We start from the raw sequence: 22,021 nt of genomic DNA on the forward strand, positions 1-22,021 counted from the left end.
ACACGTCCTGACGGGTCCCGGCCGACCCCGAGCCCGCCCCGGCGGTCAGGCCGGAACGTGGAAGCCGAACGGCAGCTCGAGCCGGTGCCGGCGCAGCAGTTCGGCGTCGGCGAGCAGGTCGGCGGTGGGCCCGTCGGCCGCGATCACGCCCTCGCTGAGGATCACCGCACGCGGGCACAGCTCCAGGGCGTACGGCAGGTCGTGGGTGACCATCAGCACCGTCAGGTCGAGGGACCGCAGGATGTCGGCCAGCTCCCGGCGGGCGGCCGGGTCGAGGTTGGCCGAGGGCTCGTCGAGCACCAGGATCTCGGGCCGCATCGCCAGCACGGTGGCCACCGCGACGCGTCGGCGCTGGCCGAACGACAGGTGGTGCGGCGGGCGTTCGGCGTGGTCGGCCATGCCGACCCGGTCCAGCGCCTCGGTGACCCGGCGTTCCAGCTCGGCGCCGCGCAGCCCCGCGTTGGCCGGGCCGAACGCCACGTCCTCCCGGACGCTCGGCATGAACAGCTGGTCGTCGGGGTCCTGGAAGACGATGCCGACGCGGCGCCTGACCTCGGCGAGGGTGTCCCGGCCGACCGGCAGGCCGCCCACCCGGACGCCGCCGAGGCCGGCGGTGAGGATGCCGTTGAGGTGCAGCACCAGGGTGGTCTTGCCGGCGCCGTTGGGGCCGAGCAGGGCGACGCGCTGGCCGCGCGGGATGGTCAGGTCCACGCCGAACAGGGCCTGGTGGCCGTCGGGGTAGGCGTAGGCCAGGCCGGCGACCTCCAACGAGGGCGGGTCCGGCTCGGCGTGGGCGGCGTCGGCGTCGGCGTCGGCGTTGGTCACAGGATCCATCCCAGCACACAGACGACGAGGGCGGCGGCCGGGAGCGCGGCGGCCAGGGACCACTCGGCGCGGGTGCCCGGCCGCTGGCCGAGCACCGGCATGGTGCCCGTGTAGCCGCGGCTGAGCATGGCCAGGTGCACCCGCTCGCCGCGCTCGTAGCAGCGGATGAAGAGCGCGCCCGCGGTCCTGGCCAGCACGCCCCAGTGGCGCGGACCGCGCGCGGCGAAGCCGCGGGACTCCCTGGCGATCCGCATGCGGCGCAGTTCGCCGGCGATGACGTCGGCGTAGCGGACCATGAACGAGGCGATCTGCACCAGCAGCGGGGGGAGCCGCAGCCGTTGCAGGCCGAGGAGCAGCTGCCGGATCTCGGTGCTGGCGGCCAGCAGCACCGAGGCGGCGACGCCGAGGGTGCCCTTGGCCAGGATGTTCCACGCCCCCCACAGCCCGGACTCGCTCAGCGACAGGCCGAACCAGTCGATCCGGGGGCCCTCGGCGACGAACGGCAGCAGCAGGGCGAAGGCGACGAACGGCACCTCGATCAGCAGCCGCCGGAGCAGGAACCCGGCCGGCACCCGCGCGACCGCCGCGACGGCGGCGAGCAGCACGGCGTACGCCCCGAAGGCCCAGACCGCCTCCCGGGGCGTGGCCACGACGGCGAGCACGAAGCCGAGCACGGCGACGATCTTGCAGTGGGCGGGCAGCCGGTGCACCGGGCCCTGGCCGGGCTGGTACACGCGACCGAACACGGACCCCTGACCGGGCCGGCTGGCCCAGGCGGGACCGGGGTCGGGAACGGGGCCCGGGGCGGCAGCCCCGAACGCACCGCCCGGCGGGCGGGCCGGTGGCTGGCCGCCGGGCCGCATCGCGGCGGCCCGGAACGAACGGCCCGGTGCGGGCTCGGGGCCGGCGGGGTCAGGCACGCTGCGGCTCGCCGTCGGGCGCGGACGCGCCCGAACCGCGGCGGCGGAGGGCGAGGAAGGTGGCGGTGCCGGCGGCCAGGGTCACGGCGACGCCCGCGGAGCCGGCCAGCGCGATGGACAGCCGCTCGTTGTCCAGGTCCCTGACGCCGTAGTCGGCCAGCGGCGAGTCGGCCAGGTCGTGCTCCCTGGCCTCCTCGATGATGCCCTCGTCGGTGGCGACCTTCTCCAGGCCGTCGGGGCTCGCGGAGGCGTAGAAGCTGACGAACGCCGCGCACACCACCGTGACGCCGAGGCCGCCGAGCCACAGCGGACGCAACGAGCCGCGCGCCGGGGCGCCCGCCGGGGCGGGCTCGGGCGTCGCCGGGCGGGCCGGCGCGCCGGCCGGCGTCCTGACCACCAGCGTGGTCCTGACCGCGTCGGCCGCGCCGTGGACCAGGTCGGGCCGGACGGCGAGCACCGCGCCGACCGTCGCCGTGGTGATCGCGGCCTCGCCGATGCCGATGAGCACGTGCACCCCCGCCATCGCGGCGAACACCTTGCCGATCGAGACGTCGGCCGTGCCGCCGATCGCGTACAGGCCGGTGAAGGCGATCGCCGAGGCCGGCACCGAGACCAGGGCGGCGACGAAGGTGGCCACGCCGACCGAGCCGCGGCCGGCCGGCAGCACGCGGAGCAGGCCGCGGAAGAGCGCGTAGGCGACGACGACGGTGACGACGCCCATCAGCAGGATGTTGGTGCCGAGCGCGCTCAGCCCGCCGTCCGCGAAGAGCAGCCCCTGCATCAGCAGCACCACGGAGACGCACAACACGCCCGTGTACGGGCCGACGAGGATCGCGGCCAGCGCGCCGCCGAGGAGATGGCCGCTGGTCCCGGCCGCGACGGGGAAGTTCAGCATCTGCACGGCGAAGACGAACGCGGCGACGAGGCCGGCGAGCGGCGCGGTGCGCTCGGCGCCGAGGCCGGATCCCTCCGCGTCCCCGGCGAGCTCACGGCGGGCGCCGCGCAGCGAGACGGCGACGGCGGCCGCCGCGACCGCCCCGGTCGCCACCGAGACCGGCGCGTTGAGGAAACCGTCGGGGACATGCATGCCGCGCTCCCAGCGTCGTCATAAGGCGGATCACAGGCAAATCATTCGATAATAAAGCCCTATTGCGATGTGGTTGCAAGAGCGTTGGCCTCACATGTGCGCCAGAGATGCCGGAGCCCGGCGGGAGAGTGAACCCGCTGGTCAGGGAACCGGCTGCGGTTCGCGTGGCTGCGGCTCGGGCTCGGCCGTGTCGCGGCCCCGGCCGTTGGCCTTGAGGTACCGCTCCAGGGACTCGCCCTCCACGTCCACGTTGGGCAGGATCCGGTCCAGCCACCTCGGCAGCCACCAGGCCCGCTCGCCGATCAGGCCCATCAGGGCCGGGACGATCGTCATCCGGACCACGAAGGCGTCCAGCAGGACCGCCATGGCGAGGCCGAAGCCCATCATCTTGATCATCGACTCGGCGCTGACCACCGCGAAGCCGGCGAAGACGCTGATCATGATGATCGCCGCGGCCGTGACGACCCGGGCGTTGAGGTTGAAGCCGGTGATCACCGCCTGCCGGGAGTCCTCGCCGTGGACGTGCGCCTCCCGCATCCGGGTGACCAGGAACACCTCGTAGTCCATGGCGAGGCCGAAGATCACGCCGACCATGAAGATCGGCATCATGCTCATGATCGGCCCGGTCTCCTCGACCCCGATCAGGTTCGCGAGCCAGCCCCACTGGAACACCGCGACCAGGGAGCCGAGCGCGGCCAGCACGGAGAACAGGAAGCCGAGCGCGGCCTTCAGCGGCACCAGGATGGACCGGAACACCACCATCAGCAGGATGAACGCCAGGCCGACGACCAGCGCCAGGTACGGCACCAGGGCGTCGTTCATCACCTCGGAGAAGTCGATGTTGCCCGCGGTCAGGCCGGCCACCAGGATCTCGGTGCCGGTCTCCTCCTCCAGCTGGGGCACCAGATCGTCACGGAGGTGCTCGACCAGCACGGTGGTCTCGTGGTCCGCCGGCCCGGTGGTCGGGAAGGCGTACATCTGGGCCACGGTTCCGTCGCCGTTGTAGCCCTGCTCGCTGGGCGGCGCCGCCTGGGCGATGCCCTCCATGCCGTTGAGCTCGTCGCTGATGGTCTGGGTGGCGGCCTCCAGATCGGTGCCCTCGTCACCCTCGACGACCAGCATCAGGCGGCCGTTGAAGCCGGGGCCGAAGCCCTCGCTGAGGATGTCGTACGCCTGGCGGGCGGTGGTGTCCTCGCCGCGCATCCCGTTGTCCGGGATACCGAGCTCCATGCTGGCCACCGGGGCGGCCAGGGCGCCGAGGCCGACGAGCGAGGCCACCAGCACCATGCCGGGGCGGCGCAGCACGCCGCGGGCCCAGCGGGTGCCCATGTTGTCCTTGCCGGGCTTGTTCAGCGAGACGGGGACGCCGGTCTCCGGGTTCTGCTTGCGCATCCGCCGGCCGAAGATCCGCTTGCCGCAGATGCCCATGGCGGCGGGCACCAGGGTGAGCGCGATCAGCACCGCGATGCCCACGTTGGCGGCGGCCGCCATGCCCATCTTGGTGAGCAGCGGCACGTTGACCACGGCCAGGCCGGCCAGCGCGATGATCACGGTCAGGCCGGCGAAGACGACGGCCGAGCCGGCGGTGCCCACGGCCCGCCCCGCGGCCTCCTCGCGACTGTGTCCCGCGACGAGCTCGGCGCGGTACCGGGAGACGATGAACAACGCGTAGTCGATGCCGACCGCCAGGCCGATCATCATGGCCAGGATGCCGGTGGTCGCGGACAGCCCCAGCGTGCTGGCCAGCGCGGTGATGCCCAGGGCACCGGCCATCACGCCGATCAGGGCGGTGATCAGCGGCAGCCCGGCGGCGACCAGGGAGCCGAAGGTGATCACCAGCACGATGGCGGCCACGATGATGCCGATGATCTCGGCGCCCGCGGGCTCCGCCGCCGGCTCGGCGATCTCACCACTCGACTCGACGTTCAGTCCCGCGTCCTCCGCGGTGTCCACGGCGGCGTTGAACTGGTCGGTCATCTCCTCGGTGATGTCCTCCCAGGCCGCGTCGTAGGAGACCATCATGTAGGCGGTGTCGCCGTCCTCGTTGACGCCGCCCTGGTTCAGCGGGTCGGAGACGCTGAGCACCTTGTCGCCCTCGCCGAGGTCGGCGACCAGGGCCTCCATCGCCGGCCGGTACTCGTCGCCGGCCAACTGGCCGCCGTCCGGGGCCTGGATGGCGACGATGGTCTCGAGCGCCTCGGCGTTGGCCTCGGGGAACTCCTCTTTCAGCAGGTCGAGGGTCTCCTGGGACTCCGTGCCGGGCAGGGTGAACTCGTCCGGCGGCGCCTCACCAGCGGACGACGCGGCGGTGCCGATGCCGAACAGGAGGGCGATCCAGACCAGGGCCACCCACCAGCGGCGCCGGAAACACAGGCGACCTAGTTTGTACAGAAACGTAGCCACGGGGCAGGTTCTCCTGTCCGGGGAGTGTGAACGGGCGTGAAGGGGCTGAAATGACGGCACAGAGATGTGTCAGTTCATGACACGAGACGCACTGAGGGGGTCAGAAGGTGAGTCGACGGTCGAATCTGTGATTCACATCACAGTCTTCACTCCTCGCCACATTCCGCCGCTTGCCGCCATCCTTCGTGGGCTGAAGCATGGGAACGGTGAGCGACAACCTCAACACATCTCCCGTGTCCCCCGAGACGATGAGCCCATCATACGAATGTGACGGCTACTTTCGTTTTCCACATCTGAACGGTGAACTCGTTTGCTTCGTCTCCGAGGATGATCTGTGGCTGGCGCCGCTCCCGGCCGCCGCGGACAGGGAGCCCGCCCGGGCCTGGCGACTGACGGTCGACCGCACCCGGATCGCGACCCCCCGATTCTCGCCCGACGGCCGGCACATCGCCTTCGTCAGCTGGCGCACGCTGGACCCCGAGATCCACCTGGTGCCGGTGGACGGCGGCGCGGCACGGCAGCTGACCCACTGGGGCTCGTCGGACACTCGGGTGTGCGGATGGACTCCGCCGGACGGGGCAGGCGCGCGCGGGAGCAGAATCCTGGCGGTGAGCTCGCACGACCAGCCCCTGTCGCACTTCAGCTGGGCGTACGGCGTCCCGGTGGAGGGCGGGCCCGGGGAGCGGCAGCCGTGGGGGCCGGTCGCCGACATCGCGGTGGCGGGTTGCGGTGGTGAACGTCGCACGCTGCTGCTGACCGCGAAGGCGCCGCACGAACCCGCGGCCTGGAAGCGCTACCGGGGCGGCGCGATGGGCAAGCTGTGGCTGCACCGGCAGGCGGCCGCCGCCGAGGCCGCGCGGGCGGGCGACGGGGAGACCACCGCGACCGGGGACGCGAGCTCCTCCGGGGTCCCCGACGGTCCGGAGGACTTCCGGGCCTGGGGCAGACTCGTGGCCGGTCTGGAGGGGCACCTGGACTCGCCGATGATCGTGGGCGACCGGATCGCGTTTCTCTCCGACCACGAGGGGGTCGCCAACCTCTACTCGTGCCGCGCGGACGGCAGCCAGCTCTGGCGGCACACCGATCACGACGCGTTCTATGCGCGCAACGCCTCGACCGACGGGCGCCGGATCGTCTACCAGTGCGCCGGCGAGCTCTGGGTGGTCGACGAGCTGGGCCCGCGGTCCACGCCGCGCCGGCTCTCGGTGCGGCTCGGCGGCCCGCGCGCCGGGCGGCGCGCCTACCAGGTGCCGGCCGCGCGCCACGTGGACGCGCTGTCCGTGGACACGACGGGCCGGGCCAGCGCGGTCTGCGTGCGCGGCGGCCTGTACTGGCTCGCGCACCGCGACGGACCGGCGCGCGCTCTGGCGGTCACGCCGGGCGTGCGGGTGCGGCAGCCGGTGATGCTCGGCGACACGGGTCGGGTGGCGTATCTCACGGACGCGGAGGGCGAGGACGCCATCGAGATCGCCTACCTCCCGCGGGTCAGCGGCGGCCAGGCCCCCGTCCGGCTGGCCACCGGAGAGCTCGGCCGGATCCGCGAGATGATCGCCTCCCCCGACGGCACGACCCTGGCGCTGGCCTCCCACGACGGGCGACTCCTGGTCGTCCGCGTCCCGCTCCCACCGGAGGAGGCCCCCGAGACCGAGCCCACCGGAGGCGGCACGGCGGAGTCCGCACCGGACGCGGGCGCGGACGGAGACGCGGAGCGCGAGCCGACGTCCCCGGACCCCGGGACGGGCCAGCCGGACGAACCACCGGTCCCCGGCGGCACCCGGGCCGAACCCGAGGAGGCCGCGGACCCCGCACCCGACGACAACGGCCGAAACGAGACCCCGGCCGACGCGGAGCCGCCGGCGCGTCCGGACGACGCCGGCCACCGGGGCGCACCACCGAACGAACCGGCGCAGCCGACGGACGCGCCCCTCGAAGGCGCCGGCGCCCGGGGCGCGGCCCCGAGTGACCCGGCGCAGCCGGACGCCCCGGGGCGGTTGGAGGAGCTGGTCCGGTCGGTCAACGGGCCCGTCAGGGATCTCGCGTTCTCGCCCGACTCGGCGTGGCTAGCCTGGGCGCACCCGGGCATCGGGCACTACCTGAGCCAGATCAAGATCGTCCGGCTCGCCGAGGGCGAGCGCACCGTCATCGACGTCACCGACGGCCGTTTCGAGGACGAGGAGCCGGTGTTCACCCGGGACGGCCGCTACCTGGCCTTCCTGTCGTGGCGCGGCTTCGACCCCGTGTACGACGTGCACACCGGCGACCTGTCGTTCCCGTTGGGCTGTCGCCCCTACCTGGTCCCGCTGTCCTCCGCCACCCGGTCCCCGTTCGCCATCACGCCGGAGGGCCGGCCGGCCGCCGGCGGGCTCGATCCGGCCGACACCAGCACCGGCGGGGACGCCGGCGGCGAGGGCGCCGTGCTGGTGGAGGCCGAAGGGCTCGGCAGCCGCGTCGTGCCGTTCCCCGTCTCCGCCTCGAAGTACTCCTCCCTCTATCCGGTGAGCGGCGGCGGCCTGGTGTGGCTGCGCTGGCCGATCTCCGGCGCGCTGGGCGAGACGTTCGTGAATCCGGACGACACGTCCGGCAAGCCCACGCTGGAGTACTTCGACCTCGCCAAGTCCAAACGGGTCGAGCTCACCCACGACGTGGACTGGTTCGCGCCCAGCGGCGACGGCAGCCGGCTCGTGGTGTGCGAGGACGGCGACCTGCGGGCCATCCCGGCCACCGACAGCTCCGACGGGGACGCCTCCGTCGACCTCGACACCCGCCGCATCACCCACGAGGCGGACCCCGCCGCGGAGTGGCGGCAGTCCTTCGAGGAGGCGGGCCGGCTGATCCGGGACTACTACTGGGAGCCGAAGATGTGCGGCATCGACTGGTCCGGCGTGCTGGACCAGTACCGGCCGCTGGTCGAGCGGGTCGCCTCCCCCGACGAGTTCGCCGACCTGCTGCGCGAGACGGTGGGCGAGCTCGGCACCTCGCACGCGTACGTCACCGCCGCCCGCCGCAACGAGGGCCCGCGGCACTACCAGCGCGCCATCGGCCTGCTCGGCGCCAACTTCACCCGCACGAAGTCCGGCGGCTGGCAGCTGGCGAGGATCCTGCCGGGCGAGTCCTCCGACCCGAAGGCCCGTTCGCCGCTGGCCGGCACCGGGGTGCGGGAGGGCGCGGTGCTCACCCACGTCGGCGGCCGTCCGGTGGACCCGGTCGCGGGGCCGTGGCCGCTGCTGGCCGCGACCGGCGGCACCAGCGTGGAGCTGACGTTCCGGGAGAACGGCGGGCCGCGGCGCCGGATCGCCGTCGTGCCGCTGATCAACGACCGGCCGCTGCGCTACCAGGACTGGGTGGCGCGCCGCCGGGCGGTGGTGCGGGAGCTGAGCGACGGGCGCTGCGGGTACGTGCACATCCCCGACATGGGCGGTTCGGGCTGGGCGCAGTTCAACCGCGACCTGCGGATGGAGTTCGCCCGGCAGGCGCTCATCGTGGACGTGCGGGGCAACGCCGGCGGCCACATCAGCGAGTTGGTGGTGGAGAAGCTCTCGCGCACGATCCTCGGCTGGGACGTGACGCGCAACGCGCAGCCCGTCTCGTACGCCTCGGACGCGCCGCGCGGGCCCGTGGTGGCGCTCGCGGACGAGGCCACCTCGTCGGACGGCGACATGATCACGGCCGCCTTCCGGCTGCTGAACATAGGGCCGGTGGTCGGCACCAGGACGTGGGGCGGGGTGGTCGGCATCACCGGCAACCACCGGCTCGGCGACGGCACGCACATCACGGTGCCGATGAACGCGGCCTGGTTCACCGAGTACGGCTGGGACGTGGAGAACCGGGGCGTGGCCCCGGACATCGAGTCGGAGCGCTCGCCGCTGGACTGGGCCGAGGGCAGGTACGTGGTGCTGGACGAGGCGGTGCGGCTCGCGCTGGAGCTTCTGGAGCGGGAGCCGGCCAGCTCGCCGCCCGGCTACCAGGACATTCCCGACCGCCGCCGCCCGCTGCTGCCGCCCCGGCCCGACGACGCCGGGTAGCGGTCGGACACCCGAGATGTGTCCGACATGCGAGGGATGCCCGCTCGTGCCAGGCTGGTCGGGGCCCACCCCTACCCATGAGGAGAGAGCGAGATGGGCATAGCAGACCAGTTGCGCCGCGCCATGGACGCCATGGGCGGCAAGGGCGGCGAGAAGGGCAGGCGCAAGGGCGGCGGCCAGGACCGCGGCCGGAGCGGCGGCGGCCGGGAGGAGATGACCGACCGCGCCAAGGACGCGGCCCGGGACGCCATGGACCGGGCGAAGAAGTCCCGCAAGGACAAGGGCCACTGACCAGCGCCCCCGGGGCCCGGGCCCCGGGGGCGCCCGCCCGCCTCCCCCGCGGGCCTACGCCCGGCGGACGCGCCGTCGTGCGTCCAGCGGCCGATGCCGGTTCGCGCGCCGTCGCGTAACACTGGGCACACCAGTCCGACGACGAGGAGCCCGGCCATGACGTATCCCGACCCCCGCTACTTCGGTGACACCGGCGAGGTCAACGCCACCTTCCGCCCCGCCGACACCGAACCCGAGCTGGGCACGTCGGGCGGCAACCGCACACACTACCTGGCGACCGGGGGGCACCCCCGGACGGAGTCTGGGGGAGCGTCCACGGGCGGCGAGTTCGGCCTGTACCGGCTCGACATGGCGCCGCGTTCCCCCGGGCCCGACACGCACTTCCACAAGACGATCTCGGAGTCCTTCTTCGTGCTCTCCGGCGAGGTGCGGCTGTTCGACGGCGACCGCTGGGTCACCGCACGGGAGGGGGACTTCCTGTACGTGCCGGTCGGCGGTCTGCACGCGTTCCGCAACGAGTCCGACGAGCCGTCGTCGATGCTGCTGCTCTTCTCCCCCGGCGCGCCGCGCGAGGAGTACTTCGAGCGGATCGGCGAGATGGCGCGGCGCGGTGGGGAGGAGTTCACCGAGTTCCTGCTCCGCCACGACTCGTACTTCCTGGACCCGGACAAGGGCCCGGCGCCCCGGCAGCGCTGAGTCGGCCGGGGCCGTCGGGTCCTTCGGGTCCGCCCGGCCGACCGGGCCGGCCGGATCGGCGGCACCAGCGGGATCAGCCGGCTGCGGCGAGTCCGGCGAGCGCGCCGCGCAGGGCGCCGTGTTGGGCGAGCAGGTCCGTGCTGTCGGCCCACTGGTCCACGGCGCCGGTCAGCGGCAGCCGCCGGAGCTCCGGCTCCGTCACGGTGTCGGCCAGCGCGAAGGCGAAACGCTCGGCGTGCAACACCAGGAACGGCCGGTCGTGGTACGTCCGGCGGGCCGGGTCCCGCGGGTCGGCCAGCCCGGTGGCGTTCTGCGCTGCCCCGAGCGCCTCGTAGGCGTCGCAGAGGTGTCGCTCCCGCGTCGGGTAGTCCGTCGCGGCGAGCGCGCCGCGGAGCGCCGGGGTGAGCGACTCGGCCAGCTCCAGCCGCGCGAACGCGCTGCCGAGCCACTTGGCGTAGGGCGGGTAGCGCCGCTCCAGCAGCAGGGCGAGCCGCATCAGGTCGCGCACCAGCCGCGCCGCGACGACCGCGGAGCCGAGCTCGTCGCCGACCTCGGCGCAGCGGCCGACGAACGCCTCCTCCTGGGAGATCCGCAGCCACTGACAGGCCAGCAGATAGCGCCAGACCTGCTCGGGGTACCAGACCAGGCGCCGCCGGGCCGCGGAGAGCTCGCCCGGCGCGTCGTGGAACACCGCGCCGCCGGTCACCTCCGCCAGCCGCTGCTGCGGCATCGCCAGCCAGTCCCGGACGGTTGGCGGGTCCGCCGCCACGTTCCCGCCGAGGCGCTCGGTCAGCCAGGCCCCGAGGTCGTGGACGCCGACCCGGTGCGCGACCGGCCCCTCGGTGCGCGCCATCAGGCCCACCAGATCGTGGGGGTCCCCGGTGCCGCTGAAGTGGGTGGGCCAGCCGCGCACCTCCTTGGGCAGCCGCTCCGCGAACAGCCGGCGCAGGTCCTCCCCGTGGGCGGCGACGTCCGCCGGGTCGAGGAAGAGCTCCAGACGCGGCCCCCACTCGTGGTCCGCCGAGCGGGCGGTGTCGAAGCCGAGCACCTCGGAACCCGCCCCGATCCGGGCCGCCGCGTACCGCAGCCCCGGGTACTCGGCGTCCAGGAGGGGGCGGACCGCCTCCTCGTACAGGGCGCGGGACAGTTCGAGCCCGGGCAGGAAGTCGGCGAAGGCGGGGGCTTCGGAGTGCGTCATACGCAGCACTCTGTAAAGGCCGTCCGAGGGGCGCCACCGAATTTGCGGCGCGGACGTCGATGACTTTCCGGTCGCCGGCCGGTCGTTCCTGGTGTGCGTCTCCGAGGCGCGGAGGCGTGCGGAGCACGACGGAAGGACGGACCATGGCCAACACGCAACGGAACGGGGAGCCGGTCGCGGAGGTGGACGCGCGGTACAGCGCGCCGGAGGCGGGGCCGACGCCGTGGGCGCAGGCGCGGATGCGGCTCGCGGAGGCGGAGGTGTTCTGGCTGACCACGGTGCGTCCCGAGGGCCGGCCGCATGTCACGCCGCTGCTCGCGGTGTGGCGGGACGAGGCGCTGTGGTTCTGCACGGGTCCCGAGGAGCGCAAGGCGCGGAACCTCGCGGCGAACGCGCACTGCGTGCTCACCACGGGCGACAACCGGCTGGGGACGGGGCTCGACCTGGTCGTCGAGGGCGAGGCGCGGCGGGAGACGGACGACGCGGCGCTGCGGCCGGTCGCCGACCTGTACGAGACCAAGTACGGCGAGGAGTGGCGGTTCCGGGTGGACCAGGGCATGTTCCGGCACCGGGACCAGACCGCCGTCGCCCTGGTGTTCCGGGTGGCGCCGGCGACCGCGTTCGCGTTCCGCAAGGGCGACTACGCGCAGACGCGTTACCGCTTCTGAGCCGGCCCGCCGACGTCGTCGGTCCGAGCCTCCCCCACACCCCGTGCGCGGGTATCCCCGGCGGCCGCCGCTCCTCCTGGCCCGATCAGGCCGCGCCGGGTGACGGCCGCGAGGTCGTCCGCGATGCGCCGCACCTGCCGCCCCGCGAACGCGGCGATGAACGGCGGGAGCGCGCCGCGCAGCCCCTGGGTGGCACGCAGCCACGCGGGGGCGTAGACGTGCGCCGAGCGCCGTTCGATCCCGTCGGCGAGCCGGGCGACGACCGGCGCGACGGGGTGCACCCGGCCGAGGGGGCCGGGGAGCCTCCGGCGCGTCTCGGCGGACCCCGGCTCTTCCTCCGTGCCGCGGACCATGTCGGTGTCGGTCCAGCTCAGGTACGCGACGCCGACGTCCACCCCGTGCATCGCGAGCTCCGGGCGCAGGCAGTGGGCGAACGCCTCCACGCCCGACTTGGAGGCGCAGTAGGCGGACATCAGCGGCGCCGGGGCGATCGCCGCCAGGGAGGCGATCTGCAGGTAGTAGCCGCGACTGTCCTTCAGCGCCGGCAGGAAGGCCCGGCAGGTGGTGACGGAGCCGAGGAGGTTGACCTCGACGACGCGCCGCCACTGCGCCTCGTCCGAGCCGTCGAACAGGCCGGACATCGCCACCCCGGCGTTGGCCACCACGACGTGCACGCGGCCGAAACGGGCCGAGACCGCGGCGGCCACCTCGGCCATGGCCGGCGCGTCGGTGACGTCCGCGGACCAGTGCTCCGCCTCGCCGGGCAGTTCGGCGGCCAGCCGGGCGAGCCGCTCCGGCTCCAGCCCGACCAGGGCGACCCGGACGCCGCGGGCGGACAGCTCGCGGGCCAGTCCCTCCCCCAGCCCTCGCGCGGCCCCGGTGACCACCGCGACCTTCCCCGAAAGCCCGCTGCGCCGTGCCGTTCGTCCGCTTCCGCGCATCTGAAGTGCCCTCCGCCCGCCTCGGCTATCTCTCCTGCCGGTCCCTCGGCTGATTCACCGGCGGATTCACCGGCTGAGTCCCCGGCCCGTCGCCGACCGCCGGCGTCGGCGCCCGCGCTGCCGACGCCCCCACATGCTCCCGCACCAGGCCGCGCAGCGCCTCGGCGACGGCCGCCGGGTCCTCCAAAGGGGTCATGTGGCCGAGGTTCTGGAGCTCGATCAGACCGGCGCAGCGCGGTAGGCGTTGGGCGAGGCGGCGCGCGTGGACCGGCGGGGTGAGCCGGTCGGCCGACCCGTGCAGCACGGTCACCGGCAGGTCGAGGCGCGGCAACCGTTCGGCCAGGTCGAGCGTGGCGAGCACTCGGCCCCATTCGGCGCGGGCACCCGGCGGGCAGTCCCGGACCATCCGGGACGTCCAGAGCAGCAGGGCGGGATCCGCTCCGGGCCCGAGCGTGACGTGCCGGACGATACGGCGGAACAGGGGCGTGACGGGGCCGTACGGCAGCGGGTTGCGCAGCAGCAGGCGCTGGGCGCGCCCGCGCCAGGGGCCGGGGCGCAGCGGCAGCACGACGGACTCGCCGTCGAGCCGGTCAACGCCCGTGCTGCACAGCAGCCCGGCGGCGGCCCGTTCGGCCAGCTCCGGGCGGCCCGCGGCGGCCACGACGGACATCGCGCCCATCGAGTGCCCGCCGACCACCGCCCGCTCCCCGGCCGGAACACTCGCGGCGAGCACGGCGCACAGGTCGTCGGCCAGCGCGTCGGCGCAGCAGCTGCCCGGGGTGGCCGGGGAACGGCCGTGGCCGCGCTGGTCGTAGACCACCACCCGGTGGTCCGGGAGCAGCAGCCTGAGCACCGGGTTCCAGAACCGGGCCTGGCAGGTCCAGCCGTGCACCAGCACCACCGTCGGCGCCCCGTCGGGGCCGTGGATCCGGGTGTGCAGCCGGGCGCCGCCGGTGGAGACGACGGTCAGCTCCCGCACCTCCGTCGGCCGCGGCCCCGCCGCCGCGCCCCGTGGACCGGCCGGCGTCCCGCGCCTCATGCCGGGGTCCGCTCGGCCGTCCGCGCCCGCAGCACCTCGTACTCGTCGAGGTCGACCCGCCGGGTCACCCGCGCGAACTCGGCGGTGGTGCCCGGCCAGACCGTGCTGTTGCGGCCGCGCGCGTCGAGGTACCAGCTGTCGCAGCCGCCGCTGTTCCAGACCGAGCGCGCGAGCCGCCGTCGCATCAGCTCGGTCCACGCCCGTACGGCCGCGGGGCGCGGCGAGAGGGCGGTCCTGCCGCCGCTCCGGCCGAGCAGCGCGAGCTTGGTCATGAAGTCGGCCAGGTAGTTCAGCTGGGCCTCGATGATCAGCAGCATCGACGTGTTCCCCAGGCCCGTGTTGGGCCCGATGATCGTCAGGAAGTTCGGAAAGCCGGCGGCCGTGGTGCCGCGCAACGCCGTCATGCCGTCCCGCCACTCCTCGGCCAGCGTCGTGCCGTAGCTCCCGGTGACCTGGCGCGCGATCGGCGGGTCGGTGACCCGGAAGCCGGTGGCCAGGACGATGGCGTCCACCTCAACCCGCCGCCCGTCCTCGGCGACCAGCACCGGACCGCGCACCTCGCGCAGCCCCGAGTCCACCAGCGTGACGTGCGGTTTGGCGAGCGCCGGATACCAGTCGTCCGACACCACGATGCGCTTGCAGCCGATCCGGTACTCCGGCGTGAGCCGGGCCCGCAGCGCGGGGTCGGGAATCGCGCGGCGCATGTGCCGCAACGCGAGCCGCTCCAGCAGCCGCAGCCGGTTCGGATGCCGGGTGAACGAGCCGACCTGCACCTCCCTGAGCGCCCACAGCAGCTGGCGTCGGGCGGCGCCGGTGACCGGGAACATGCTGTGCAGCCAGCCCTCCAGCGCGGTGATCCGCCGGTCCCCGCGGGGCACCACCCAGGGCGGGGTGCGCTGGAAGACGGTCAGCTCGGTGACCTCGCGCTCGATCGCCGGCACGATCTGCGCGGCCGAGGCGCCGGTGCCGACCACGGCCACCCGCCGGCCGCGCAGGCTGTGCTCGTGGTCCCAGCGCGCGGTGTGGAAGACCCGCCCGGGAAAGTCGTCGAGTCCTGGCAGCTCCGGCGTCCGGGGCTCGGAGAGCGGCCCGGTGGCCGAGACCACCACGTCGGCGGTGAGCGTGCCGCGTGGGGTCTCCACGGACCAGCACAGCGCCTCGGTGTCCCACCGCAGCCGCTCGGCCGGGCAGTCGAAGCGGAGGTGCGGGCGCAGTCCGAAGGTGTCGGTGAGCCGCTCCAGGTACTCCCGGATGTGCGGCTGGCCCGAGTAGGTCCGCGGCCACCGCGGGTTGGGCGCGAAGGAGAACGAGTACAGGTGGGAGGGCACGTCACAGGCGCAGCCCGGATACGTGTTGTCCCGCCAGGTGCCGCCGACCGCGGACGCCCGCTCCAGCACCACGAAGTCCGTGATGCCCATGCGGCGCAGCCGCACCGCCGCGCCGAGCCCACCGAATCCCGAACCGATCACCGCGACCCGCACGTGCTCCGCCACGCGCCCAGGGTAGGGCAGTCAACTACCCGGTGGTAGGGGGCGCATACCGTCGCGCACCGGACATCAGGCCGCGCAGCCCCTCGCGCAGCCACGCCACGTCCCCGTACCCGAGGGCCCGTTGCACCAGGAAGCCCTGGCAGCAGGCGATCAGCGTGCGGGCCACGTGCTCGGCCGGCACGTCCGGGTCGACCTCGCCCCGCGCCTGGTAGACCTCCACCACTCGCGTCCAGGCGGCGAGCACCTCCGTGAGGAAGCCCCTGAGCAACGCGTCGAGCTCGGGGTTGCGCAGGGTCTCCGCCCAGACCTGGATCACCAGCGAGGCGGGGTGCTCCAGCATCCCGCCGACCCGGGTCAGGGCGTCGACCAGGATCTCGTCCGGCGGCGGCGGGTCCGGCAACCGCGACGCCTGGTCCAACGCCCCGTGCACCGCGTCGAGCACCTCGCGGGCGAGGTCGGCGATCATCGTCTCCTTGCTCGGGAAGTACCGGTAGACGGCGCCGGCGGACAGGCCGGTCTCCCGCAGCACGTCCTGCATGGACGTCGCGTGGAAGCCGTCCCGGGCGAAGCACCGGGCGGCGCCCTCCAGGATCTGCCGGCGGCGGGCGTCGAGATGCGCCTGGGAAACACGGGCCATGCGAACGAGCGTAAAACGAACATTCATTCTTGACAAGCTCGCCCTGAGTGGAGCACGGTGGTCGGGAGAGAACGAACGATCATTCTCTATACGCGTTCTCCCCGCTCTCTTGTGTTCCTCTCTCGCGCTCTCTCGTGGAGGCCTGTCCGTGTCCGTCTCGTCGCCACCCACCGCCCGCCAGGCGCCGCCCTCCCCGCGCGCCTTCCTCGCCGTCCTGGTGCTGGTCCCGGCGTTCGTCGCGCTGGTGCTGTGGGCCTTCACCTGGCCCGCCGCCAGGACCGCGCCACACGAGCTGCCGTTGGGCGTCGCGGGGCCGTCCGAGGCGGCCGGGCCGATAGCGGAGCGGCTCGCCCAGCGCGGCGACGCGTTCGAGGTGCACCGGTACCCGGACGCGGCGGCGGCCCGCGCCGGCATCGAGGACCGCGAGGTCTACGGCGCGGTGGTCGCCGCGGAGCGGCCGGGCCAGGCCCCGGAGTTGCTGGTCGCCTCGGCGGGCGGGCCCACGGTCGCCGCCCTGCTGGAGCAGCTGGCGGCGGAGATGGCGGAGGAGACGGCGCCCGGGGGACCCGGCGTGCGCGTCACCGACGTGGTGCCGACGCCCGCGGCCGACCCACGCGGCGCGGTGTTCAACTCCAGCGTGCTGCCGCTGGCCCTGGCCGGCATCGCCATCGGTGCCGCGGCCACCGTGACCGGCCTGGCGGCGACGCGCCGGGTGCACGGGCTGGCGACGCTGGTCGGCGCCGCCGCCCTGGTGGGCCTGGTCAGCGCCGCAATCGGACACAGCTGGCTCGGGGCGCTGGACGGCGACTGGTGGACGGTGGCCGGCGCGCTCGGCCTGGTGGTGCTGGCCTCGGCGGCGACGGTGGCCGGCTGCGCGGCGCTGCTCGGCCTCCCCGGCATCGGCCTCGGCGCGCTGCTGGTGATGCTGCTGGGGAACCCGTGGTCCGGCGTCTCCTCGGCGCCCGAGATGCTGCCGGACCCGGTGGGGGTGCTGGGCCAGTGGCTGCCGCTCGGCGCGGGGGCGACGCTGCTGCGCTCGGTGGCGTTCTTCGACGGCGCCGCGGCCGGCTTCCCGCTACTGGTCCTGGTCGGCTGGACGGTGCTCGGCGGCACCGCGATCGCCCTGGGCGGCCGACGGCGCCGCGCCGGAGCCAGTCCTCCCTCAGGCCCTGGGGGCCCGGGAGGTACCCCCACCCCGGACAACGGCGGCGCCGCCGAGGGCATACCGTGGCCGCGGCGGGCGGCTGAGGCCTCCGACGGCGGCGCGGGTCAGAGCGCCTTGGCGTAGCAGCGGCTGAGCGGCTCGTGGCGGTAGTAGCCGAACTTCCGGTCCTCGGGCACCAGCGCGTAGCCGCTGCTGGCGTAGAGGCTCATCGCCTCGGGCTGCGCCAGGCCGGTCTCCAGCACCATCCGGGTCCGTCCGGCCCGGCGCGCGGAGTCCTCCAGATGCCCCAGGAGCAGCCGGGCCAGCCCGCGGCCCCGTGCCTCGCGCACCACGAACATCCGCTTGATCTCGGCATCCCCGTCCGCGTACCCCTCCGCCCCCACGGCGTCGTGGCCGCGCCAGCCACCGGTGCCCACGGGGAGTCCCGCCTCGTCGTAGGCCACCAGGAACAGGCCGCCCGGCGGGTCGAACATGCCCGGGTCGAGCGGCGTGTCGTCGCCGTCCCCGTCGTACCGCTCCCGGTACTCGGCCTGCACCAGATCGTTGAGTCGCCGGGCGTCCGGATGGTCGAAACGGCGGGTGACGAGGTTCGCGACGAGGTCCATGTCCGAGATCGTACAAAGGTGCGGCTCTTCCCTCCTCGGGATATCACCCGGTGACCGGGCCCCGGCCGCCGGGGAGGGCAAGCGGGGAACGGAGACGGGGAACGGGGGCGGGAAATGGGAGGCGGTCGGCCGGACACCGTGGCTAGCATCCCGGGCGTGACGACGACAGACGGTGGGGATGCCGCGACCGGCGAGGGTGCCGTCGCGTACGCGTGGCGCGGGGAGGTCGGCGGCGCGGAGCTGGAGGCGCTGCACGCGGAGGGCTTCGGGCACGCGCCCGTCGACTACGACTGGCCGGCCCAGCTGCGCCGGCACAGCCTGGGCTGGGTCTGCGCCCGGCACGGGGAGGACGGCCGGCTCGTCGGCTTCGTCAACGTGGCCTGGGACGGCGCCGGGCACGCGTTCGTCCTGGACACCCTCGTCGCCGCCGGCCTGCGGCGCTCCGGGATCGGCGTGGAACTGGTCGCGGTGGCGGTGCGGGAGGCTCGGGCCGCCGGCTGCGAGTGGCTGCACGTGGACTTCGAGGACCACCTGCGGCCGTTCTACTTCGACGCCTGCGGCTTCCGGCCGACCAACGCCGGGCTCATCGCGCTCTGAGCCCGGGGGCGCGCCTCGCTCTCCGCGCCTTCGGCGTCCGCGCCGTCGGCGTCCGTGCGCTCGGCTTCCCGGCGTCGACCGCCGCCCGTTCGGCTTCCCGGCATCGACCTCCGCCCGTTCGGCTTCCGCGCCATCCGCTCCCCGCGCGTTCGGCGTCCGCGCCATCAGCGTCCGCACGTTCCGCCTCCACGCCATCCGCGTCCGCGCGTTCTGCGTCCGTTCAGCGCGCTGCGCGGACCGCCCAGCGACGCCTTCGGTGCGGCGGGCGCAATCCTCTCCCGCGTCATTGACCCGGTCCGCCGAGGACTCATAGGCTCCCCGTGGGGCCTGGGTGAAACCTTTCAATGATCGCGAGGAGTCCCCATGCACCCAGCACCGAGCCGCCGCAGCCTGATCCTCGGCGCCGGCGCGGCCGTCTGCGCCACCTCGCTCGGCAACGTCTCCGCTGCCGGCGCCCCCGCGCCCTCCGGTGCGAGCGCCGCGGCCGACCCGTCGGTCACGCCACTCGGCAGCACCCTGCTCGACCGCACCGCCCTGTACTTCGTCTCCTACGACGGCCTGGTCAACAACAACGCCTTCCAGAAGAACGGCCTGCTGACCGTGGGCGGCCACCAGTACGCGGTCTGGTACGCGGGCGACCGGAACGCCACCGTGGCCCGCCGCGCCCTCGGCGACGACACCTGGGAGACCGTCACCGTCGGCCACACGCTGACGATCAACGACTCGCACAACGTCATCTGCGCCGGTGTCTCCGCCGACGGCCGTCTGCACCTGGTGATGGACGCCCACAGCAGCGGCTACTTCTACGTCAAGTCCGTGCCTGGGCTGGTCAGTTCGCCGGACGACCACGCGTGGACGGGCGACGCGTTCGGACCGGTGCAGCGCAGCCTGGACGGCGTCACCCTCACCTCGACGATGACCTACCCGCAGTTCGTCGTCTCGCCCTCAGGCGCGCTGCAGCTCAGCTACCGCACCGGCGTCTCCGGGAACGGCCAGGCCGCGCTCGCCGAGTACGACGCGGGCACCGACCGATGGACCAACCTCGGCGCCTGGTCCAGCGCCACCGGCACGTACACCACCGGCTACGGCTCCAGCGGCGCCCGCAACCTCTACCTGCACGGCCTCGACTACGGCCGCGACGGCACGCTGCACGTCTTCGGCACCTGGCGGGAGCAGAGCACCGCCGTGACCTGTGGGGCGAACCTCACCAACCACGACACCGTCTACGTCCGCAGCACCGACCGCGGCCGCACCTGGACCAACGCCGCCGGCTCGGTCGTCGGCCGCACCGGCTCCGGCACCCTCGTCGGGGTCTCGTCCCCCGGCCTGATCGCCGACCCGCTGAGCCCGGACCACGCGCTGATGAACCAGGAGTCGCAGGCCGTCGACTCCGCCGGCCGCCCGCACGCCCTGATCTCCTACGTGCCGGGACGCTTCGGCCAGTGCGTCACCGACTACGTCGCGGGCCGCATCGCCTACGCCCGCCCGTTCCACGTCTGGCGGAACGCCTCGGGCACCTGGCAGAAGACCGAGGTGCCGTTCGCGATGAACTCCAGCCAGCGCTCGCAACTGCTGCTCGACGCCTCGGACAACGCCTACGTCGTGATGCCCTACGGCCGTATCGCCGCGGCCTCGGCCGCCAGCGGCTGGTCGGACTGGACGATGCTCTTCGACGACGACCTCAACGCGTTCGGCGAGATCGTCCCCGACTACCACCGGGTCGCCGTCGACGGCGTGCTCTCCTTCCTCTACCAGGAGTCCTCCTCCGGCACCACGCCCTCCCCGCTGCACGTCATCGACTTCCAACTCCCCACCTGACCCCGTGGCCCGGCCGTCCGGCCCGCCCCGCCCGCGCCGCGGTCAGGCCGCCGGGCGGCGCCAGACCAGGGTGTAGCGCCAGAACAGGCGGCGGCGGAGCCGGGCCCCGGGCAGGAGGCCGCGGGACTCGTCGGTGATCTCGGCGAAGCTCATGGTCGGTGGGCGGGTCGGCGCGGTCATCGAGTCGGGGCGTGGCGCGCCGCGGCCCCGGTTCTTCAGCCAGCCCGTCGCGACGTTGAGCGGCACGGAGACGTGCCCGAGCAGCCGGTCGGTCGCCGTGCGCTCCGCGTAGCAGCCGACCACCACCAGGGTGCCGCCCGGCGCCAGGCGCTCGCGGAGGTGGGCGAGTGCCTCGGCGAACGGGAGGTGGTGCAGGGCGGCGACGCAGGTGATGACGTCCCAGGGCCCGGGCGGGGCGTCGGCCAGCGCGTCCCCGACGGTGTAGCTCACCGGCGCGCTGGGGTCGGTCAGCCGCCGCGCGCGGGCGACGATCTCCGGATCCGCGTCGACGCCGTGCACGGACTCCGCGCGGGTGGCCAGCAGCCGGACCAGGTCGCCGCTGCCGGAGCCGATGTCCAGCGCCCGGCCGAAGCGCCGGGGCAGCCGCCGCATGATCCACCGGTGGTAGTGGGCGTTGTGGTCCCACGGATGCGCGGCGTTGAACCGGTGGAGCGCGGCGAGGACTCGGGAGGACAGGAGCGCCATACCCGCGACGCTAGCGCGGCTCGGACGAGGGATGATGGCCGGATGGACGAGGAAGTCATCCCGATCCTCCACGTCGAGGACGCGGCGGTCGCGGTCGCCTGGTACCAGCGCCTGGGCTTCGCCCCGCAGTGGGAGCACCGCTTCGAACCCGGGCTTCCCGCGTTCGTCGAGGTCGCCCGCGGCCGGGTGCGGCTGTTCCTCTCGGAGCACCGGGGGGACGCCCGCCCGGACACGCTGGTGTACCTGCGGGTCCGTGACGTGGACGCCGTCGCCGGCGCGTTCGGCGTGGAACCGGAGGACGCTCCCTGGGGGGCGCGGGAGGTCGAGCTGCGCGATCCCGACGGCAACCGGCTGCGGGTGGGCACCCCGAGGGAGTGACCCGGCCGGCGGCGCGGTCAGGCGTCCGCGGCCGGGAGTATCAGCAGCAGCTGCTCCTCGTCGCCGTCCCGGATCGTGTCGCGGTGCTCGAAGCCCAGCTTCCGCAGCAGCCGGACGGACGCGGTGTTCCCCGCGAACGGGTCGGCGTGCAGCGGGCGGGCCCGCTCCTCGTCGAGGAACAGGGCGAGCGCCCGGGTGCCGATGCCGCGCCCCCAGTACTCGCGGCCGAACCAGTACCCGAGGAAGCGCCGCTCGTCCTCGTCCCACCAGGACACCACGTTCCCCGCCAGCGCGCCGTCCACGGTGACGGCCCGCACGAGCACGGAGGCGTCGCCCAGGATCCGGGTGTGCCAGTGCGTCATGAACCGCTCGCGATCGCGGGGCGTCCACCGCACCCGCGCCGCCGCCTCGGCATCGTGCTCGTGCTCGAAGAACACGTCCAGATCGGCCTCCACGACGGCCCGCAGCCGCACGTCATCGTTCATGCCCCGGAGTCTGGCACCCGGGTCTGACAGTCCCGCCCGACTCCCGCCCGC

Annotated in this window: 20 protein-coding genes; 8 read left to right on the forward strand and 12 right to left on the reverse strand. The window is 74.1% G+C overall.

Translation table 11 applies throughout. The features are described 5' to 3' along the window. Window positions 1-45: 45 nt before the first annotated feature. From ABGB06_RS07230 to ABGB06_RS07245, 4 genes are all read right to left on the reverse strand, one after another. Complete coding sequence (locus tag ABGB06_RS07230) at window positions 46-834, reverse strand: ABC transporter ATP-binding protein (protein ID WP_347586396.1); 789 nt, start codon at window positions 832-834, stop codon at window positions 46-48. Continuing rightward, window positions 822-1,571, reverse strand: a complete 750-nt coding sequence (cbiQ, locus tag ABGB06_RS07235; RefSeq protein WP_347586398.1) for a cobalt ECF transporter T component CbiQ — start codon at window positions 1,569-1,571, stop codon at window positions 822-824. The genes ABGB06_RS07230 and cbiQ overlap by 13 nt, the downstream gene beginning before the upstream one ends. A gap of 166 nt (window positions 1,572-1,737) precedes the next feature. Further along, window positions 1,738-2,832: an energy-coupling factor ABC transporter permease gene (locus tag ABGB06_RS07240; RefSeq protein ID WP_347586400.1), complete on the reverse strand. Its 1,095-nt coding sequence runs from the start codon at window positions 2,830-2,832 to the stop codon at window positions 1,738-1,740. Between the two features lie 141 nt (window positions 2,833-2,973). Then, the gene (locus ABGB06_RS07245; RefSeq protein ID WP_347586402.1) at window positions 2,974-5,235 is read right to left on the reverse strand and encodes an MMPL family transporter; all 2,262 of its coding nucleotides are present in this window, start codon (window positions 5,233-5,235) and stop codon (window positions 2,974-2,976) included. A gap of 248 nt (window positions 5,236-5,483) precedes the next feature. Here ABGB06_RS07245 and ABGB06_RS07250 point away from each other — a divergent pair, with 248 nt between their 5' ends. The 3 genes from ABGB06_RS07250 (at window position 5,484) to ABGB06_RS07260 (ending at window position 10,244) form a co-directional block, all read left to right on the forward strand. After that, window positions 5,484-9,257, forward strand: a complete 3,774-nt coding sequence (locus ABGB06_RS07250) for a S41 family peptidase (RefSeq protein ID WP_347586404.1) — start codon at window positions 5,484-5,486, stop codon at window positions 9,255-9,257. A 93-nt stretch (window positions 9,258-9,350) separates the two neighbouring features. Further along, the gene (locus ABGB06_RS07255; RefSeq protein ID WP_347586406.1) at window positions 9,351-9,548 is read left to right on the forward strand and encodes a hypothetical protein; all 198 of its coding nucleotides are present in this window, start codon (window positions 9,351-9,353) and stop codon (window positions 9,546-9,548) included. Window positions 9,549-9,704: 156 nt separating this feature from the next. Continuing rightward, entirely contained in the window at window positions 9,705-10,244 is a 540-nt protein-coding gene (locus ABGB06_RS07260) for a cupin domain-containing protein (RefSeq protein WP_347586408.1), read from the forward strand. A gap of 73 nt (window positions 10,245-10,317) precedes the next feature. Here the strand turns inward: ABGB06_RS07260 and ABGB06_RS07265 are convergent, their stop codons facing one another. Then, window positions 10,318-11,442: a DUF4037 domain-containing protein gene (locus ABGB06_RS07265; RefSeq protein WP_347586410.1), complete on the reverse strand. Its 1,125-nt coding sequence runs from the start codon at window positions 11,440-11,442 to the stop codon at window positions 10,318-10,320. Between the two features lie 143 nt (window positions 11,443-11,585). On the opposite strand from ABGB06_RS07265, the gene ABGB06_RS07270 reads away from it, so the two are divergent. Continuing rightward, the gene (locus ABGB06_RS07270; protein WP_347586412.1) at window positions 11,586-12,110 is read left to right on the forward strand and encodes a pyridoxamine 5'-phosphate oxidase family protein; all 525 of its coding nucleotides are present in this window, start codon (window positions 11,586-11,588) and stop codon (window positions 12,108-12,110) included. On the opposite strand, the gene ABGB06_RS07275 is transcribed toward ABGB06_RS07270, so the two are convergent. The 4 genes from ABGB06_RS07275 to ABGB06_RS07290 are packed head-to-tail and all read right to left on the reverse strand — an operon-like array spanning window position 12,098 to window position 16,217. Next, a complete protein-coding gene (locus tag ABGB06_RS07275) occupies window positions 12,098-13,051 on the reverse strand; it encodes an SDR family oxidoreductase (RefSeq protein WP_347586414.1) in 954 nt (317 codons plus the stop codon). The two genes, ABGB06_RS07270 and ABGB06_RS07275, sit on opposite strands and share 13 nt — an antisense overlap. A gap of 25 nt (window positions 13,052-13,076) precedes the next feature. Beyond that, window positions 13,077-14,090, reverse strand: a complete 1,014-nt coding sequence (locus ABGB06_RS07280) for an alpha/beta hydrolase (protein ID WP_347586416.1) — start codon at window positions 14,088-14,090, stop codon at window positions 13,077-13,079. Next, the gene (locus ABGB06_RS07285; protein WP_347586418.1) at window positions 14,087-15,583 is read right to left on the reverse strand and encodes an NAD(P)/FAD-dependent oxidoreductase; all 1,497 of its coding nucleotides are present in this window, start codon (window positions 15,581-15,583) and stop codon (window positions 14,087-14,089) included. Before ABGB06_RS07285 ends, ABGB06_RS07280 begins: the two co-directional genes overlap by 4 nt. Window positions 15,584-15,605: 22 nt before the next feature. Continuing rightward, complete coding sequence (locus ABGB06_RS07290) at window positions 15,606-16,217, reverse strand: TetR/AcrR family transcriptional regulator (RefSeq protein WP_347586420.1); 612 nt, start codon at window positions 16,215-16,217, stop codon at window positions 15,606-15,608. Window positions 16,218-16,365: 148 nt separating this feature from the next. On the opposite strand from ABGB06_RS07290, the gene ABGB06_RS07295 reads away from it, so the two are divergent. Further along, window positions 16,366-17,505, forward strand: a complete 1,140-nt coding sequence (locus tag ABGB06_RS07295) for an ABC transporter permease (protein ID WP_347586422.1) — start codon at window positions 16,366-16,368, stop codon at window positions 17,503-17,505. On the opposite strand, the gene ABGB06_RS07300 is transcribed toward ABGB06_RS07295, so the two are convergent. Beyond that, window positions 17,487-17,987: a GNAT family N-acetyltransferase gene (locus ABGB06_RS07300; protein WP_347586424.1), complete on the reverse strand. Its 501-nt coding sequence runs from the start codon at window positions 17,985-17,987 to the stop codon at window positions 17,487-17,489. The genes ABGB06_RS07295 and ABGB06_RS07300 overlap by 19 nt on opposite strands. 240 nt (window positions 17,988-18,227) lie before the next feature. Between ABGB06_RS07300 and ABGB06_RS07305 the strand changes: the two genes are divergently transcribed. Next, complete coding sequence (locus ABGB06_RS07305; protein WP_347586611.1) at window positions 18,228-18,584, forward strand: GNAT family N-acetyltransferase; 357 nt, start codon at window positions 18,228-18,230, stop codon at window positions 18,582-18,584. Window positions 18,585-18,947: 363 nt separating this feature from the next. Beyond that, entirely contained in the window at window positions 18,948-20,402 is a 1,455-nt protein-coding gene (locus ABGB06_RS07310; protein WP_347586426.1) for a BNR repeat-containing protein, read from the forward strand. 42 nt (window positions 20,403-20,444) lie between these two features. On the opposite strand, the gene ABGB06_RS07315 is transcribed toward ABGB06_RS07310, so the two are convergent. After that, the gene (locus tag ABGB06_RS07315) at window positions 20,445-21,107 is read right to left on the reverse strand and encodes a class I SAM-dependent methyltransferase (protein WP_347586428.1); all 663 of its coding nucleotides are present in this window, start codon (window positions 21,105-21,107) and stop codon (window positions 20,445-20,447) included. 42 nt (window positions 21,108-21,149) lie between these two features. Between ABGB06_RS07315 and ABGB06_RS07320 the strand changes: the two genes are divergently transcribed. Beyond that, entirely contained in the window at window positions 21,150-21,485 is a 336-nt protein-coding gene (locus tag ABGB06_RS07320) for a glyoxalase superfamily protein (protein ID WP_347586430.1), read from the forward strand. 17 nt (window positions 21,486-21,502) lie between these two features. On the opposite strand, the gene ABGB06_RS07325 is transcribed toward ABGB06_RS07320, so the two are convergent. Further along, on the reverse strand, window positions 21,503-21,970 hold the full coding sequence (locus tag ABGB06_RS07325) for a GNAT family N-acetyltransferase (RefSeq protein WP_347586432.1): 468 nt from the start codon (window positions 21,968-21,970) through the stop codon (window positions 21,503-21,505). Window positions 21,971-22,021 lie beyond the last annotated feature (51 nt).

The organism is Streptomyces sp. B6B3 (genome assembly GCF_039871525.1).
Classification (GTDB): Bacteria; Actinomycetota; Actinomycetes; order Streptomycetales; family Streptomycetaceae; genus Streptomyces.

Coding starts and splice junctions, on each gene's coding strand:
- ABGB06_RS07325 (WP_347586432.1), bottom strand. CDS start 21,970: ATGAACGATGACGTGCGGCTGCGGGCCGTCGTGGAGGCCGATCTGGAC.
- ABGB06_RS07240 (WP_347586400.1), bottom strand. CDS start 2,832: ATGCATGTCCCCGACGGTTTCCTCAACGCGCCGGTCTCGGTGGCGACC.
- ABGB06_RS07255 (WP_347586406.1), top strand. CDS start 9,351: ATGGGCATAGCAGACCAGTTGCGCCGCGCCATGGACGCCATGGGCGGC.
- ABGB06_RS07300 (WP_347586424.1), bottom strand. CDS start 17,987: ATGGACCTCGTCGCGAACCTCGTCACCCGCCGTTTCGACCATCCGGAC.
- ABGB06_RS07310 (WP_347586426.1), top strand. CDS start 18,948: ATGCACCCAGCACCGAGCCGCCGCAGCCTGATCCTCGGCGCCGGCGCG.
- ABGB06_RS07280 (WP_347586416.1), bottom strand. CDS start 14,090: ATGAGGCGCGGGACGCCGGCCGGTCCACGGGGCGCGGCGGCGGGGCCG.
- ABGB06_RS07270 (WP_347586412.1), top strand. CDS start 11,586: ATGGCCAACACGCAACGGAACGGGGAGCCGGTCGCGGAGGTGGACGCG.
- ABGB06_RS07250 (WP_347586404.1), top strand. CDS start 5,484: ATGAGCCCATCATACGAATGTGACGGCTACTTTCGTTTTCCACATCTG.
- ABGB06_RS07230 (WP_347586396.1), bottom strand. CDS start 834: ATGGATCCTGTGACCAACGCCGACGCCGACGCCGACGCCGCCCACGCC.
- ABGB06_RS07260 (WP_347586408.1), top strand. CDS start 9,705: ATGACGTATCCCGACCCCCGCTACTTCGGTGACACCGGCGAGGTCAAC.
- ABGB06_RS07265 (WP_347586410.1), bottom strand. CDS start 11,442: ATGACGCACTCCGAAGCCCCCGCCTTCGCCGACTTCCTGCCCGGGCTC.
- ABGB06_RS07315 (WP_347586428.1), bottom strand. CDS start 21,107: ATGGCGCTCCTGTCCTCCCGAGTCCTCGCCGCGCTCCACCGGTTCAAC.
- ABGB06_RS07320 (WP_347586430.1), top strand. CDS start 21,150: ATGGACGAGGAAGTCATCCCGATCCTCCACGTCGAGGACGCGGCGGTC.
- ABGB06_RS07290 (WP_347586420.1), bottom strand. CDS start 16,217: ATGGCCCGTGTTTCCCAGGCGCATCTCGACGCCCGCCGCCGGCAGATC.
- ABGB06_RS07275 (WP_347586414.1), bottom strand. CDS start 13,051: ATGCGCGGAAGCGGACGAACGGCACGGCGCAGCGGGCTTTCGGGGAAG.